The organism is Pseudoclavibacter terrae, from assembly GCF_008831075.1.
Classification (GTDB): domain Bacteria; phylum Actinomycetota; class Actinomycetes; order Actinomycetales; family Microbacteriaceae; genus Pseudoclavibacter; species Pseudoclavibacter terrae.
The window spans coordinates 614,924-631,090 of record NZ_WBJX01000002.1 but is presented as its reverse complement, the minus strand read 5'-3'; the positions used below and the strand labels follow the sequence as shown (position 1 = coordinate 631,090).

At 68.2% G+C, this 16,167-nt stretch carries 13 protein-coding genes; 8 read left to right on the top strand and 5 right to left on the bottom strand.

Annotated elements, in window-relative coordinates; translation table 11 throughout:
• The first annotated feature begins 38 nt into the window (after positions 1-38).
• The 3 genes from F8O03_RS09160 (at position 39) to F8O03_RS09150 (ending at position 3,931) form a co-directional block, all read left to right on the top strand.
• Entirely contained in the window at positions 39-953 is a 915-nt protein-coding gene (locus tag F8O03_RS09160; protein WP_104253337.1) for a proteasome assembly chaperone family protein, read from the top strand.
• 120 nt (positions 954-1,073) lie between these two features.
• Positions 1,074-2,390, top strand: coding sequence for an MFS transporter (locus F8O03_RS09155; RefSeq protein WP_151423563.1), 1,317 nt, complete (start codon positions 1,074-1,076; stop codon positions 2,388-2,390).
• A 131-nt stretch (positions 2,391-2,521) separates the two neighbouring features.
• A complete protein-coding gene (locus tag F8O03_RS09150) occupies positions 2,522-3,931 on the top strand; it encodes an RNA polymerase sigma factor (protein ID WP_151423562.1) in 1,410 nt (469 codons plus the stop codon).
• A 112-nt stretch (positions 3,932-4,043) separates the two neighbouring features.
• Here the strand turns inward: F8O03_RS09150 and F8O03_RS09145 are convergent, their stop codons facing one another.
• A complete protein-coding gene (locus F8O03_RS09145) occupies positions 4,044-4,283 on the bottom strand; it encodes a DUF7455 domain-containing protein (protein ID WP_104253334.1) in 240 nt (79 codons plus the stop codon).
• Between the two features lie 227 nt (positions 4,284-4,510).
• On the opposite strand from F8O03_RS09145, the gene F8O03_RS09140 reads away from it, so the two are divergent.
• A complete protein-coding gene (locus tag F8O03_RS09140) occupies positions 4,511-5,794 on the top strand; it encodes a Mur ligase family protein (RefSeq protein WP_244296105.1) in 1,284 nt (427 codons plus the stop codon).
• Complete coding sequence (locus tag F8O03_RS09135; RefSeq protein WP_151423561.1) at positions 5,791-6,549, top strand: type 1 glutamine amidotransferase; 759 nt, start codon at positions 5,791-5,793, stop codon at positions 6,547-6,549. Before F8O03_RS09140 ends, F8O03_RS09135 begins: the two co-directional genes overlap by 4 nt.
• 48 nt (positions 6,550-6,597) lie before the next feature.
• Here F8O03_RS09135 and F8O03_RS09130 read toward each other — a convergent pair whose 3' ends face one another.
• Positions 6,598-7,650 (bottom strand): alanine racemase, encoded by a 1,053-nt coding sequence (locus F8O03_RS09130; RefSeq protein WP_151423560.1) that lies wholly within the window; start codon positions 7,648-7,650, stop codon positions 6,598-6,600.
• Positions 7,647-8,327: an alanine racemase C-terminal domain-containing protein gene (locus F8O03_RS09125; RefSeq protein ID WP_208851827.1), complete on the bottom strand. Its 681-nt coding sequence runs from the start codon at positions 8,325-8,327 to the stop codon at positions 7,647-7,649. The genes F8O03_RS09130 and F8O03_RS09125 overlap by 4 nt, the downstream gene beginning before the upstream one ends.
• A gap of 221 nt (positions 8,328-8,548) precedes the next feature.
• Between F8O03_RS09125 and F8O03_RS09120 the strand changes: the two genes are divergently transcribed.
• Positions 8,549-10,648, top strand: coding sequence for a DNA gyrase/topoisomerase IV subunit B (locus F8O03_RS09120; protein WP_151423558.1), 2,100 nt, complete (start codon positions 8,549-8,551; stop codon positions 10,646-10,648).
• Between the two features lie 77 nt (positions 10,649-10,725).
• Here F8O03_RS09120 and F8O03_RS09115 read toward each other — a convergent pair whose 3' ends face one another.
• Positions 10,726-13,272 carry a DNA gyrase/topoisomerase IV subunit A gene (locus tag F8O03_RS09115; protein ID WP_151423557.1) on the bottom strand — a complete coding sequence of 849 codons (2,547 nt, stop codon included), beginning with the start codon at positions 13,270-13,272 and terminating at the stop codon, positions 10,726-10,728.
• Positions 13,273-13,325: 53 nt separating this feature from the next.
• Here F8O03_RS09115 and F8O03_RS09110 point away from each other — a divergent pair, with 53 nt between their 5' ends.
• Entirely contained in the window at positions 13,326-14,474 is a 1,149-nt protein-coding gene (locus F8O03_RS09110; protein WP_151423556.1) for an alkaline phosphatase family protein, read from the top strand.
• Between the two features lie 27 nt (positions 14,475-14,501).
• Here the strand turns inward: F8O03_RS09110 and sepH are convergent, their stop codons facing one another.
• On the bottom strand, positions 14,502-15,608 hold the full coding sequence (sepH, locus tag F8O03_RS09105; RefSeq protein WP_167516527.1) for a septation protein SepH: 1,107 nt from the start codon (positions 15,606-15,608) through the stop codon (positions 14,502-14,504).
• A gap of 214 nt (positions 15,609-15,822) precedes the next feature.
• Here sepH and F8O03_RS09100 point away from each other — a divergent pair, with 214 nt between their 5' ends.
• On the top strand, positions 15,823-16,119 hold the full coding sequence (locus F8O03_RS09100; RefSeq protein ID WP_104253327.1) for a DUF4193 domain-containing protein: 297 nt from the start codon (positions 15,823-15,825) through the stop codon (positions 16,117-16,119).
• Positions 16,120-16,167 lie beyond the last annotated feature (48 nt).

Sequence of the window (16,167 nt, the reverse complement as noted above, 5' to 3'; positions counted from 1 at the left end):
CCGCGCAGGGGTCAGCGTTCCGACCTAGCATTGTGCGTATGAGCGAGACTGAGCGCATCTTCCGAGTGGCTGCCGCATGGCATGACGTGCCTGCTGGTCTGCCCCTCATCGTGGCGCTGCGTGGCGGTCACGACGCGGGTGCCGTGGCCGCGCAGGTCTCAGATGAGATCGTCGGGCTGGATGAGGACGCACGGATCGTCGCCGAGTTCGATGTCGACGAGTTGTACGACTACCGGGCGCGCCGCCCGATCGTGTCCGTGTCGAACGGGCGCGTGAAGTCTGTGACGGAGCCGAGGCTCGATCTGCGTCTCGTCACGGACGAGCTCGGTCAGGAGTTCCTGTTCCTGTCCGGCTTCGAACCCGACTACCGCTGGCGCCTCTTCAGCGAGGCGCTCGTGAGCGCGGTCGACGCGCTCGAGGTCTCGTCGACGACGTGGGTCCATGCCGTGCCGATGCCGGTGCCGCACACGCGTCCGATCCGCATCGCGGCGACAGGCAACCGAGAGGAGCTCGTCGATTCCCTGTCGGTATGGAATCCGACCACCGAGGCCCCGGCGCACGTGATGCAGTACTTCCAGGTTCGTGCGGAGGAGCTGGGGCATCCCGTGCTCAGCCTCGCGATGCTCATCCCGCACTACGTCGCGGACTCGTCGGTACCGGCGGGCGCCGTTGCGGCGCTCTCCGCGCTCGGCAGCGCGACGGGCCGCATGATCGCGACCGAGGCCCTGCGTGAGCGCGACCGCACCTTCCGTGCCGGGGTGGATGCTGAGCTCGAGTCGAATCCCGACGGGCAGAAGCTCATCCACGCCCTTGAGACGCAGCATGATGCGTACCTCCAGAATCTCGCCGTGAGCAACGACTTCGAGGACGCGGCAGGGGAGCTGCCTTCCGCTGACCAGCTCGCCGCCGAGATCGAGCGCTACCTGGCGCTCGGTCGAGACGACGACGCCTGAGCCGAACGTGGGGCGAGGCCTCGCCGCCGCGCCGGACGTTCTCTGCGTCTGATCGGCTGAGGAACCGGCCGATCGGCAGAGCGTGATCGGCCGGCTCGCCGACACGAGAGAATAGGCGAGATGAACCCTCGTCTTGCTCCCGCGATGTTCGCCATCACGGCGACTGCATACATGGTCGCCGTGACGCAGCGCTCGTCGCTCGGGGTCGCCGGCGTGCTCGCGAGTGAGCGCTTCGACGTCGGCGCGACCGCACTCTCCACGTTGGCGGTCGCACAGTTGGCGGTCTACGCGGCGCTGCAGATCCCCGTCGGCATGCTGCTCGACAGGTTCGGGCCGTCGCGATTGATCCTGGTCGGCGCCCTGCTGATGTCGGGTGGCCAGCTGATCGTGGCGCTGGCACCGGAGCTCGGCGTCGCGGTCCTGGGCCGGATGCTCGTCGGTGCCGGGGACGCGACGACGTTCGTCTCCGGCCTCCGCATCATCGCCGCGTGGTTCCCGCCGCGCCGGGTGCCGATCTTCGTGCAGTGGTACGGCAACCTGGGTCAGCTCGGTCAGGTGCTCTCCGCGGTGCCATTCGGGTTCCTGCTCCGAACCACGTCATGGACGCCTGCCTTCCTCTCGGTTGCGAGCCTCGCGGTCGTGACGGCCGTGGCCGTGGCCGTCTTCCTGCGTGATAGCCCCGAACTGCGCCGTGCGGGTGAGGCGATCAGCGTTCGCGGCGTCCTCGGCAAAGTCGGCCAGGCCGCCAAGCGCCCTGGCACGAGGCTCGGATTCTGGGCGCACTTCACGACCCAGTTCCCTGGCACGGTCTTCGGCCTGCTCTGGGGGTACCCGCTCATGACCCAAGGCCTCGGCCTCGATCCTGCTGTCGCGTCGTCGCTCCTGCCGGTCATCGTGCTCGCCGGCATGGTGCTCGGTCCCTTCCTCGGCGTCCTGACGGGGCGCTACCCCCTGAGACGCTCGAACCTCGTGCTCATCTGCGCGCTCCTCATCCTCGTCGTCTGGGTCGCGATGCTGCTCTGGCCGGGTCTGCCTCCCCTCTGGCTCCTGATCGTGCTGCTCGTCGTCATGGGGATCGGCGGCTCCGGATCGGCGATCGGCTTCGACTACGCGCGCACGTTCAACCCAGCCTCGAGCCTCGGCTCTGCCTCCGGCATCGTGAACGTCGGCGGCTTCGTCGCGAGCTTCACGACGATGTTCCTCATCGGCATCTCCCTCGATGCGCTGGGGATCGGAGTCGCTGGCGCCGTCGACTGGCAGCAGTACAAGCTCGCCTTCTGGGTGATCCCCGGCATCATGCTCCTCGGCCTCTGCGGTCTCCTGCTCAGTCGTCGCCGCACCCGAGGCCGCATGGCGCGCGACGAGGGAATAATCATCGACCCGATCTGGGTTGCAATAGGCAGGAAATGGTTCGGTTCCGGACGGCGCGGATTGTGAATGCACGGCCGCAATCCAGGGTTTCGTCCGAAACCGTGCCATAATCAACGGATGGACCCTGCGGGTCTGCCTTCGAGCAGACTTGACAAGGGCCTTCCTTATGCCCGCACCGTGACGAGAGGGGTCTGAACATGGCGACACGCACGGGAGCTACCACGGCTACTGCAGAAGCAACCGAGGAAGTCATCAAGAAGGCGCCAGCGCGCAAGCGCGCGACGCCGGTCAAGGACGCGAGCGCCGACGCAAGCGCCGCAGCCGAGACCGAGAGCACCACTGACGACGCCGCGACGGCGAAGAAGCCCGCCGCCAAGCGCGCGCCCGCGAAGCGCAAGGCTGCCGCTGCCGCCGATGGCGCACCCGCGAAGGCGGCGCCTCGCAAGCGCGCAGCTGCGAAGAAGAAGGTCGACGGCGACGAGCCAGAAGACGGCGTCGACGAGGCTGAGATCGAAGAAGTCGACCAGGACGCGGATGTCGCCGACAGCCCGGAGTCCGATGACGACTCGGTGAAGCCCGCCGATCCGAAGGACGCCAAGGCTGACGCCGAGAAGGCACGCGTCCAGGGTGCGATCGTCCTCACGCCGAGCGACGATGAGGAAGAGACTCCGGTCTATTCCGCTGCCATCACGGGCGCGACCGCCGACCCGGTCAAGGACTACCTCAAGCAGATCGGAAAGGTCGCGTTGCTGAACGCGGCAGAAGAGGTCGACCTCGCCATGCGCATCGAGGCCGGACTGTTCGCCGCGGAGAAGCTCAAGGAGCAAGAGGGCGAGCTCGACAAGCAGCTTGTTCGCGAGCTGAAGTGGGTTGCCCGTGACGGCGACCGCGCGAAGAGCCACCTCCTCGGAGCGAACCTCCGTCTCGTCGTCAGCCTCGCGAAGCGCTACACGGGGCGCGGAATGCAGTTCCTGGACCTCATCCAGGAGGGAAACATGGGCCTCATCCGTGCCGTCGAGAAGTTCGACTACACGAAGGGCTTCAAGTTCTCGACCTACGCCACCTGGTGGATCCGTCAGGCGATCACGCGAGCCATGGCAGACCAGGCGCGCACGATCCGCATCCCGGTGCACATGGTCGAGGTCATCAACAAGCTCGCCCGAGTCCAGCGTCAGATGCTGCAGGACCTCGGCCGCGAGCCCACGCCAGAAGAGCTCGCCAAGGAGCTCGACATGACGCCTGAGAAGGTCGTCGAGGTGCAGAAGTACGGCCGCGAGCCGATCTCGTTGCACACGCCGCTCGGTGAGGACGGTGACAGCGAGTTCGGAGACCTCATCGAGGACACCGAGGCTGTCGTCCCTGCGGACGCCGTCAGCTTCACCATGCTCCAGCGTCAGCTCGAATCGCTCCTCGACTCGCTCGCGGAGCGTGAGGCTGGAGTGATCCGCATGCGCTTCGGCCTCGGCGACGGCATGCCGAAGACGCTCGACCAGATCGGCGACACGTTCGGCGTCACTCGCGAGCGCATCCGCCAGATCGAGTCGAAGACCATGGCCAAGCTGCGCCACCCGTCGCGTTCGCAGTCGCTGCGCGACTACCTCGAGTAGCGAGCACTGCCGCGCTGGCGTCGTGCCAGCACCGAGAAAGGCCCGGATGCACTTGCATCCGGGCCTTCTTCGTGTGCGGCGCTGGCTGCGCCAGCGCGTCGTGTGTCGGTGACTACTCCGCGGTCTGTCCCGCGGCGGCCTTCTCGCCGTGCAGGCGAGCGGTCTCGTCGTGCCAGGCCACTGCCTGCTGGCGGAGCTTCTCCTCGTGGCGCGTCGCGTGGTGTGCGCAGAAGAGGAGTTCTCCGGCGCTCAGCTGGACTCGGACGTACGCCTGGGCTCCGCACGCGTCGCAACGGTCTGTTGCGGCGATGGGCGCCGAGTCGGTGCGCAGGGCCGTTGTGCTCTCCGTCATGATGCCTCCAAAGCTTCGGTGATCTTGCGATCACGACAATTAGAGCACGCGAGCCGGGGTTCCGCGTGATTCGAGGGGCCAGGTTCGCCCTGCGCGTAGCCGCCTCCGGCCCGGGTGACGTCAGTCGCCGCGTGGCGGGCCCATGAGATACTTGCGGCGGTCGGCGAGACGGGGGATTCTCGTCGCTTCGACGACAGCGCAGGCAGTGCGCGGAAACGGGAGTGTGCATGGGTGGCAAGCTGCGGCGGATGATCGCCGTCGGTCTCGGACGGAGCGCGCGCGGGGCGATGCGGCTCCGCGGGGGTGGCTCCGCGGTCCCAGGCAGGGTGGCACTCGCCATCTCTCCAGACTTCCTCGAGACGGCAGTCGCGAAGCTTCCACTCGGCGTCATCTTCGTCTCCGGCTCGAACGGGAAGTCCACGACGACGCACTTCCTGACCAGGATGCTGCGCCGCCACGGTCTCCGCGTTTTCACGAACTCCTCGGGTGGAAACCTGCCGCAGGGCATCGCGTCGTCGATGCTTCCCGACGTCGACGTCAACGGGAATCTGCGCGCTGACATCGCGGTCCTCGAGGTTGATGAGGCCTACGGGCCGAGGCTGCTCGCACACCTGCATCCGCGCGGCGTGCTGCTGCTCAACGTGCAGGTCGACCAGCTGAACCGCTTCTACGACCCATCGCGAGTGACGGAGTTCCTCCGCACCATCGCGGCGGCGTGCGGCGACTTCAGCGTGCTCAACGCCGACGATGCCTCGCTGCGGAGCCTGCCGCCATCGCTGGATGCGCCAGTGACCTGGTTCGGCGTGGCCCCGGAACTGATCGAGCAGTCCCCAAACGGTCTTTCCAACTTCGATGACATCTCCGCCGCGAGCGTGGAGGTCGCCGCCGGCGAGCGCGCGGTGCAGGTCGTCGCGCTGAGAGGGCGAGACGCGACGCTTCGCATCGGCGACGACGAACTCGCCATCAAGCTGCCCGCGCGCGGCCTCCACTACGCCCTCGACGCGGCCGGCGCAGCTGCGACCGCGCAGCGCATCCTCGGAGACTCCTTCGTGCCCGCCCTCGTCGCAGAGGCACTCGGCGAATCGCAGACCGTCTACGGGCGCGGCGAGGTCATGAGTGTTCGCGGTGAGGACATCGAGATCATCATGATGAAGAACCCGCCGAGCCTCCAGATGAACCTGGATGCGCTCGAGGAGGCACCTGAACAGGTCTTCGTCTCCGTCGACGAGGGCACGCCAGACCCCTCATGGATCTTCGGCGCCGACCTGAGCAGGCTCGACCACGTCGACGTGGTCTCCGGTACCAAGGCCTGGCAGATCGCGACGCGCCTCGGCTACGGGGACATCCCGGTGGGACACGTCGAGCCGAACCTGGGTGAAGCCCTCGACAGGTTCCTCGCATTGCCGAAGCCGAGCCGGGGCATGAAGACGATGATCGTGAACTACGAGCAGATGATGTCGATCCGGCGCCGCCTCGGGCAGTCCGGCATCGAGGGGAAGGTCAACTCATGAAGCTGCGGATCGCGCACCTCTACCCGGTCGAGCTCGGGATCAACGGGGATGTCGGCAATGTGACGGTGCTCGCCAAGCGTGCGCGTGCGCGGGGGCTCGACGTCGAGATCGTCAATGTCGGACGCGGCACACCGGCGCTGCCAGAGGCCGTCGACCTCATCCACGTCGGCTCTGGCCCACTCGCGGCCGTGCAGACCGTGCAGGCGGACGCGCTGCGGCATGCGGAGCAGCTGCGCGAACTCGCGGCGGCAGGGGCACCGCTGCTGGCGATCGGCGGCGGCTGGGAGCTGCTCGGCTCCCGCATCACGCATGATGACGGCGAGCTCGAAGGCCTCGGCGTCTTCGCCTCGAGGGCGGTTCGCGAGCCGTCCCAGAGCGTCGCGGAAACCGTCGTGCGCACCGGGGACGGGCTCATCGCGGGATTCGCGAACCACAACGCGCTGACAACACTCGATGCGGGTGCTGAAGCGCTCGGAGAGATCGTGCGGGGCTTCGGCAACGGCGGTTCGGCGGCCGAGAACTCGGGGCTCGAGGGCATCAGGCACGAGGCCGCGATCGGAACGCATCTGCACGGGCCGATTCTCGCGCTGAACCCGGCGCTGGCTGACCACCTGCTCGAGCGGGCGCTGCAGCGCCGCGACCCCGACAGGAGCCTCGGCGACGGGGGAGACGAACTCGCTCGCCTCGATTCGTGGTCCGAGAACGCCCGCCTCGCGCTCATGCGGCGCATCGGAGTGACGACGCCGACTTCCTGACCTTCGCCGGGGCGTGCTCGGGCACGCCCCGGCATGGGCCGGGCTTCGTCAGGAACCGGCGAACTGGCGTCGAACGCGCCCGGTGAGCCCGGTCACGATCTCGTCGCCGACCGTTCCGCCCCAGCTGGCCCACTGCTCGGCCGTCGCCTCGCCACGGGAACCGTCCCCGAACACGATGCACTCGCTGCCGGCCGCGACTGCTCCCGCTGCCGGCGGCAACGCGACGACCGTCTCGTCGACGCCGACTTCGATGACGGGCGCCGCATGTCCATCCACGACGACGAAGGCCGCTGCGGCAGGGTCGGACTGGATGCCGTCTCCGAACCCGACGGCGATGCTGGCCAGCCCGTGTCGTGCGTCGAGCACCGGCGCCCGCAGCTGCATGGCAGGACGCAAGCCGAGGTCCGCGGCGCTGCGGTCGTCGAATGGTGAGATGCCGTAGGCGGCGATGCCCACCCGCACGAGGTCGAAGTGCGCCTCAGGGAGATCGATCACGGCAGCGCTCGCGCCGAGGTGCAGCAGCTCGAACTCGGCGCCGAGCGACCGGGCCTCGTCGACCGCCGCGCTGAACAGCCGCGTCGATGCGAGATCGGCGCTGTGCGATGTGTCGGAGAGGTGGCTCCAGGCGGCGACGACTTCGAGCTTCCCGAGCGCCTGCAGGCGAAGCGCCTCGGTCACGAACTCGGCCCAGCGCGGGCGGTCCGCGCCGCCACGGTGCAGGCCGGTGTCGATCTTCAGGTGCACGCGCGGGCGGACGCTGGACCCGGAGGCCGCGATCGCCTCGAGCTGCCAGAACGTCTGCACACCCAGGTCGACCCGCGCTTCGGCCGCGGCGGCGAAATCGGTGCCGTGCCCGTGCATCCAGGCGAATACCGGCACCTCGACCCCGGACGCGCGCAGGGCGATCCCCGCAGTCGTCTCGAGGACGCCGAACGAGGAAACGCCCGCGCCGAGGCCAGTGCGGACCACCTCGTGCAGACCGTGGCCGTACGCATTCGATTTCACCGCGAGCATGAACTGCGACCGCGGCGCGAGGGCGCCGAGCGTGCGGATGTTCTGGCTGATTGCGTCGAGGTCGACGTGCGCGACGGCACCGCTCATGTGTAGCTCCGTTCGAATCGCGGGCTCATCCGGCTGGCGATCGCAGCGGCTCTGAGACCCGTCGCGTGCTGCCAGTCCAAGATGCTCGGCTCGCCACTCGCCGGATCGCCGAAGAGGATCGCAAGGTCCCCAGGCGAGACCTCGGCACCATGCAGGTCGACCGAGAACTGGTCCATGGAGATGGCCCCGACGATGGTGCGAGTCGCTCCGCCGATGAGCACGGGCGCCGTGTTCGACGCGCGTCGGACGACGCCGTGCGCGTACCCGACGCCGACCAACGCGAGCTGCGTCTGCTCGGTGGTGACGTAGCTGTACCCGTAGGACACGCCTTCACCCGCCTGGACGTCCTTGACAGCGAGGACCTCGGCGCTGACCCGCATCGCGGGTCGATACGCGCGATCCGAGAGCCCGAAGAGCGAACCGCCCGTGATCCTGTCCGAGTTGACGGCATCCGCGTCGAGCAGCGGGGTGCTCAGATGGGACAGGGCCGCACGGTCGAGCTCGCGGGAGACGACGAAGCCCTCGTACCCCTCGGCGTCGAGGGCCTCGGCGACGCGGACCGCTCCGTGTCCGTACGCGTCCGCGCGGAGGTCTGCATAGCTGGCGGTCTCCGACCCGAGGAGGCGGGTCGAGTTGTCGCGGATCGCGCGAAGATCGATGTGGATGCGTCTGCGCACCGGCTCGGGAGTCTGCACGTTGTGCCCTCTCTGGTCGTCGCTGGGCGTGGTCAGGCTAGCACCGGCGGTTCCGGCCCCGGCTGAGGCGCGCGTAGGCCCGACGTGGTGTGGGAGGCGCACGAAACCGAGCATCCGGTCTACGCTCGAAGGCGGCCTGCCGCTGCTCTGCGGCCCGGCCGAGATCGAACGCATGACGACGCAGAAGAAGGACGTGGACCTCGGTGGCGAATTCCGGAGACGCATACTCAGCCAGACACCTGTCGGTGCTCGATGGGCTCGATGCGGTTCGGAAGAGGCCGGGCATGTACATCGGGTCGACCGACTCCCGGGGTCTCATGCACTGCCTGTGGGAGATCATCGACAACTCCGTCGACGAGGCCCTGGCGGGTCACGGCTCCCGCATCCGCGTCCAGCTGCACAGCGACGGGTCGGTCAGCGTCGACGATGACGGACGTGGGGTTCCCGTCGACATCGAGCCGAAGACCGGTCTCAGCGGTGTCGAGGTGGTCTTCACGAAGCTGCACGCCGGTGGCAAGTTCGGCGCGAGCAACTACGGGTCCGCCGGTGGCCTCCACGGCGTTGGCGCATCCGTCGTGAACGCGCTGTCCGCTCGCCTCGACGTCGAGGTGGACCGCGGTGGCAAGACCTACGCGATGAGCTTCCGCCGGGGTGAGCCCGGAGTCTTCGAGGACGGGCCAGACGGGCCGAGCCCGACGTCGAACTTCATCCCGTTCACCAGCACCAGCGAGCTCCGGGTCGTCGGGAAGGCGAAGCGAGGCGTCACGGGAACGAGAGTGCGGTACTGGGCCGACCCGCAGGTCTTCATCCGCGAGGCGAGCTTCCAGACGAACGACCTCGCCGAGCGTGCGAGGCAGACCGCCTTCCTGGTGCCCGGACTCGAGATGGTGATCGAGGACGCGCGCGACGAGTCGGCTGAGCCGACGACGCAGCGGTTCCGGTTCGACGGCGGCATCACCGAGTTCGCCGACTTCCTCGCCCCTGACGCCCCCACGACGGACACGTGGCGCATCGAAGGAAGCGGGGAGTTCACCGAGACCATCCCCGTGCTCGACGACGAAGGCCTCCAGCTCGTGACGAAAGAGGTGGCGAGGACGATGCACGTCGACCTCGCGCTCCGCTGGGGAACCGGGTACGAGACCAACGTGAAGAGCTTCGTCAACATCATCTCGACACCGAAGGGCGGATCTCACCTCGCGGGCTTCGAGCAGGGCATGCTCCGCTTCTTCCGCGCAGAGGTCGAGAAGAACGCCAGGCGCCTGAAAGTCGGCAACGACAAGCTCGACAAGGACGACGTCCTCGCCGGACTCACCGCCGTCGTGACGGTCCGCATCCCTGAGCCGCAGTTCGAGGGGCAGACCAAGGAGGTGCTCGGGACACCCGCGGCGCGGGCCATCGTGCAGAAGGCCGTGACGGCCGGCCTGACGGAGAAGTTCGCCTCCACGAAGCGCCAGGACAAGGCTGAGACGAACCTCCTGCTCGACAAGGTCGTGCAGGAGATGAAGTCCCGCCTCTCCGCGCGTGCCCACAAGGAGACGCAGCGGCGCAAGAACGCGCTCGAGAGCTCCTCGCTGCCGACGAAGCTCGTCGACTGCCGGTCGAACGACGTGGCTCAGAGCGAGCTGTTCATCGTGGAGGGGGACTCCGCGCTCGGCACGGCGAAGCCGGCGCGCAACTCGGAGTTCCAGGCCCTGCTGCCCATCCGCGGCAAGATCCTCAACGTGCAGAAGGCCTCGATCTCGGACATGCTCTCGAACTCCGAGTGCGCATCGATCATCCAGGTCGTCGGCGCGGGGTCCGGTCGGAGCTTCGACATCGGCCAGGCCCGCTACGGCAAGGTCATCCTGATGAGCGACGCCGACGTCGATGGCGCGCACATCCGCACGCTGCTGCTTACGCTCTTCTTCCGCTACATGCGCCCCATGCTCGATGCGGGCCGCGTCTTCGCAGCCGTCCCGCCCCTCCATCGTGTGGTCATCATGCACGCCGGCCGCAAGCCGAACGAGACGGTCTACACCTACTCCGAGAAGGAGCTGCAGACGCTGCTCGCGAAGCTCGAGAAGCAGGGCAAGCGCTACCAGGACCCCATCCAACGGTACAAGGGCCTCGGCGAGATGGATGAGGACCAGCTCTGGAACACGACCATGGACCCGAGCGCGCGCCTCCTGAGACGAGTCACGAACGCTGACGCTCACAACGCGGAGCGCGTCTTCGACCTGCTCATGGGCAGCGATGTGGCGCCGCGCAAGGAGTTCATCATCGAGGGATCCGAGCAGGTCGCGCGAGCGGACATCGACGTCTAGCAGCCTCCGATTCGCAGCACAGAAGAAGGCAGGCTCCCGTGGGAGCCTGCCTTCTTCGCCCTCGCGGGGTTTGTCGGTCAGTCGGTCACGGACGCGGCCGTGGTGTCCTCGGAATCGGGCGCGGCCCCCTCAGCCTCGGCACCGGGTAACGGCGTCGGGTCGCCGATGCCACGGCCGATGAAGTCCACGACCTGCTCAAGCGGGGTTCCGGACGCGTCGCGCTTCGCGCCTCCGGTCGGCAGCGCGCGGACGGCGCCGTCACGGGCGTTTCCGAAGGGGGTGCCCGGCCCGACCCACGCTGCGCTGAGGCGGCGCTCGCCGCGGAGGAGGCGCTGGGCCCTGACCCCACCCGTCGCCCGGCCCTTCGCGGGGAACTCGCTGAGGCTCGAGACCTTCGCCGTCCCCGAATCTGTTCCCTCGAGCGCGTCCTCATTGCGCGCGACGCTTGCGACCTCCGCGAGCTCGATGTTCGCCGCTGCCACGACGGCGAACGAGAGCACGACGGCCCCGTCCGACAGCTTCATGCCTGCCATTCCCGCGGCAGAGCGGCCCTGCGGCCTGACGAGCTTGCCGGAGAAGCGCAGCAGCTGAGCGTCGTCAGAGACGAAGACGAGCTCATCGTCGTCGGCGGCGAGCGCTGCACCGACGACTTCGTCGCCAGCCTTCAGCGTCATGATCTCGAGTTCGCGGTTCTTCCCGAAGTCGATGCCCGTGACCCGCTTGACGACGCCGAGCCTCGTCCCCAGGGCGATCGGCGTCTCCTGGTCGATGGGCACCAGGGCGACGACCTGCTCCTTGGCGTTCGTCAGGCCCACGAAGTCGTGTGCCTTCACCCCGGCCGAGAGCAGCACGGACCCTTGCGGGCTGGAAGGGAGCGCCACCACGGGAACGCGGAGGAGCCGTCCGAGGTTGGTGACCGCCCCGAGCTCGCCCTGCACGGTGGTGGTCACGTGCGACCGAACGGCGTCATGCTTGCTGCGCCTCGGCGGCTGCTGCAGGCGTGCATCCGCCTCGACCGTGTCGATGCGGAGCAGGCGGCCCGTCGTGGAGAGCAGCACCTGGGTCGGGGAGTCTGCGAGCTGCAGCTGGGTCGTCTCGATCGCCTTCCCGCGCTTCGGGGGAGTGCCGACTCCCTCGGTCAGCAGCGTCCGGCGTGGCGTCGCGAACCGGTCGCTGGTCTCCCGGAGCTCCGCGCCGACACGAGCACGGAGCAGGATCTCGTCGCCGAGGAGCCGCTCGAGCTCGGCGATCTCCTGCCGCAGCTGGTCGCGCTCCGCCTCGAGCTCGATGCGCGAGAACTTCGTGAGGCGGCGGAGCCGGAGCTCGAGGATGTACTCCGACTGGAGCTCTGAGAGGTCGAAGACGATGCGCAGGCGCTCGCCGGCGGCCGATGCGTCGTCGCTCGAGCGAATGATCTGGATGACCTCGTCGATGTCGAGGATCGCGACGAGGAGGCCCTCGACGAGATGGAGCCGTTCGAGCTTGCGCGCAAGACGGAAGGCGCTTCGCCTGCGCACCACCTGGATGCGGTGGTCGAGGTACACGCGGAGCAGCTCGATGAGGCCGAGCGTCTGCGGCCCTCCGTCGACGAGCGCCACGTTGTTGATGTGGAACATGTCCTCGAGCGGGGTGTGCCGGTACAGCTGCTCGAGCACGGCTTCCGGATCGAAGCCCGTCTTGATCTCGATGACGAGCCGGAGGCCGTGCTTGCGGTCCGTGAGGTCGGCGACGTCGCTGATGCCAGCCAGCTTCTTGGCCTGCACCCCGTCCTTGATCTTCTCGATGACCTTCTCGGGCCCGACCATGTAGGGGAGCTCGGTGACGACGATGCCGGATTTGCGCGCCGTGACGCGCTCGACGCTGGCCGTCGCGCGCGTCCGGAACGAGCCCCGCCCGCCCGCGTACGCATCCCGGATGCCGTCGAGGCCCGTGATGCGAGCGCCCGAGGGCAGGTCCGGCCCGGGGATGAACTGCATGATCTCCTCGAGCGTCGCGCCCGGGTTCTCCAGCAGATGCAGGGCTCCAGCGATCACCTCGCCGAGATTGTGCGGCGCCATGTTGGTCGCCATGCCGACGGCGATGCCGCTGGCACCGTTCACGAGCAGGTGCGGCCAGGCGGCCGGGAGCACTTCGGGCTGCGTCGTCGAGTTGTCGTAGTTGGGAACGAAGTCGACGACGTCCTCGTCGAGCTCAGCCGTGAGCGCCAGTGCGGCTGCGTCGAGCCTCGCCTCCGTGTAGCGGGGAGCCGCGGGACCGTCGTCGAGCGACCCGAAGTTGCCGTGGCCGTCGATCGTCGGCACCCGCTGCACGAACCCCTGAGCCATGCGGACGAGCGCGTCGTAGATGGCGGTGTCGCCGTGCGGGTGCAGGCGCCCCATCACCTCGCCGACGACACGAGCCGACTTCACGTGCCCACGATCCGGCCGGAGCCCCATCTCCGCCATCTGGTAGAGGATGCGTCGCTGCACGGGCTTGAGCCCGTCGCGTGCGTCAGGGAGAGCCCTGGCGTAGATGACCGAGTAGGCGTACTCGAGGAAGGAGGACTGCATCTCGGTGGAGACGTCGATGTCCTCGATGCGCTGCTCGCTCATCGCTGAGGAGTCGTCGTTGCGTGTTGTGCTCATGTCACCTGTCGGAAGGGAGGTTGCCGCGGCGCCCCTGTGGGAGACTGGGACGGATGTCGTCCATGCTATTCAGCGCGGCGAGCGGTCGCCCGACGCTCTCCGACGTGTTGCCGAATTCGCTTGCCTCTCTGCGTGGTGAACGTGGTGCGCTCGGTCTCCCCGAGGCCCGATCCACGGTCGTCATGCTCGTCGACGGGCTCGGTGCGGCGATGCTCCGTTCCCGAGCCGGCCACGCGCGGCGGCTGAGCGCCGGTTGGCGCAAGAAGGACACCGCCTTCTCGTTCCCCTCGACGACCGTCGCTGGGATCACTTCCCTCACGACGGCCACCCGCGCGGGCGAGCACGGGCTGCTCGGCTACTCGCTCTACGACCGCGACTCCGGGGTCATCCGCAACCAGTTGTCCGGCTGGGGCGACGGCATGGACCCGGCCACCTGGCAGCTGCAGCGGACGATCTTCGAGCAGCTGCGCGACGCCTCGTCCGAGGTGCAGAGCATCGTGGTCGGCATGCCGCAGTACCGGGATTCCGGGCTCACGCACGCGTCGCTCCGAGGCGCCCTCTACCTCGAAGGCGAGTCCATGCAGGAGAGGGTCGAGGTGACGCTCGCCGCGCTCGACACGCACCCCCGTGCGCTCATCTACCTCTACAACGCCGAGCTGGATCAGGCTGGTCACGCGCACGGCTGGGAGTCTGATGCCTGGCTGGCGCGGCTCGAGGAGCTCGACGCGGCGTTCGACTCGCTTGCTCGCGGGGTGGATGCCGGAACCGGCATCCTCGTGACCGCAGACCACGGCATGATCGACATCCCGCGACACCGGCAGATCGACATCGACGACGACGACCCGCTCTTCGACGGGGTCATCGCGATGGCGGGTGAGCCCAGGCTTCGGCACCTGTACCTGGCACCGGGCGCGGATGCTTCGGCGGCCCAGGAGCTTCGGAACCGGTGGCACGAGTCGCAGAGCTCGCGCGCCACCGTCCTCACGCGCGCGGCGGCGATCTCCGAGGGCTGGTACGGGCCCGTCGTCGCCCCAGAGGCGGCAGCACGCATCGGGGATGTCATCGTCGCGGCGACCAAGGGCGTGACCTATTACCCCTCGTCGGTGCAGTCAGGTGCGAGGCTCGTCGTCGGACAGCACGGATCGATCACCCCCGAGGAGACCATCGTTCCCCTCATCCGTGCCGGCGCCTACGCGCACTGACCTGCAGCGCGCGCCGAACGTCGGGGCCTACTCGTCGCTGCGAGTGCCGAAGACGATCTCGTCCCAGCTCGGCATCGCCGCGCGCCCTGAGCGCTTCGGCGAGTGCTTGGACTGGGACGGCCCCTCGGCATCACGTGCGGGCTCGTCCAGCCCGTCGAGCGGCACATCGACGGCTCGCACGCCTGCTGCACCGAGATCGCTCGGCTCGATGGTCTCCGTCTCGAAACGATCCTCGTCGCGGGCGCGAGGAGCGAAGAGCTTCACCGGAGTCCGCTCTGGCGAGGGCGATCCGGTCTCGTCGAGCGGACCCTCGGCGCTCGACTCGTCCTCATCCGCACCGTCTTCGTCGTCGTCGAACGACTGGGGGACTCGCTCACCACGGCGTCTGCGGAGCGCCTCCAGCAGATCGGCCGTCTCGTGATGCTGCTGCTCGGTGGCACGCTCCAGGCGAGATGCCGCGGCGCCGATCCACGAGACCGGCTCCTTCGCGGAGGGCTCGGCACTCACTGCCGGTGCTACCTCGCGCTGGGGGGCCTCGACGACCGCCCGCAACCGGGGGCTGCCGAGCGCAGGTGCCTCTCCCTGCTGCGAGAGCATCGTCGCCGTCGGGTTGAGCGGGGTCAGGGCCTGCGTCTTCGGCTCGAAGCCCCAGAGCGCCTCTCGAGATATCTCGTCGACGGCGAATGAGAGACCGACCCGCCAGCCCTCCTCGTCATCCTTCCAGGCATCCCAGACGACGGCAGTTGCGACCGACGCCTCGAGGCGGTCATCGATGACCTCGCCGAAGCTCGTTCCGTCTTGTCCGAGCGGGTCTGCGTCGGTCTTCAAGCGCACCGTCACCGCTCGCGCCTGTCGAACCAGGTAGTCGCGCTCGGCCCGCACGGGACCCTCGAAGCGCACCACGTCCTCGCGGGCTGCTCCGGTGAGCTCGATCACCTCGTCGATCGTCTTCCCGGCGCGGATGAGCTGCTGGATGGCCCGTGGCGGCACCTTCGGCGCATCGACGCGCGTCGAGATGCGCGGCCGCAGGGCATCGCGGAGCGCTTCGTCGATCACGACTCGGAAGCGCTGACCGTCATCTCCGGACACGACGAGGGCACCTTCATCCAGGTCGATGAATCTGAGCTCTTGCATGCTCGTACTCCTTGGCGTTGCCGATTCCTGGGGCACAGCATCACACGCCGGGGCGGTGCAAGCGAGGAGCCGAGGGGCGCGCCGTCCAAGTCGGGAGGACATTTGATCTCGCTCCGCGCGAACACCGCTCACCTGGGTTTGAGTTTCACCCCTGAGTCGTGCACAATTGCCGCGCCTGGGGGAGTTCCCCTCGTTTGAAGAGATTTGGATAGGTATGGCGACCGACTACGACGCACCTCGCAAGACCGACGATGACGCAGAGTCCATCGAGGCGCTGAAGGAGCGAGTGCCGGATCGTCTCTCCGGCAGCGTTGACGCCGAGGACGCTGACAACCCCGGCAGCTTCGACCTCTCGGCTGCGGACCTCGCAGACGTCGAGCTCGAGACCGTGGTGATCCCGCCGCAGGCCGACGAGTTCACCTGCGTCGAGTGCTTCCTCGTCAAGCACCGTTCCCAGCTCGAGAAGAACTCGGCACTCGGACCCGTGTGCCACGACTGCGCGACGGCCTGACCGCCCGCACGACTCACGACCGAAGCCGCATCTCACCGGATGCGGCTT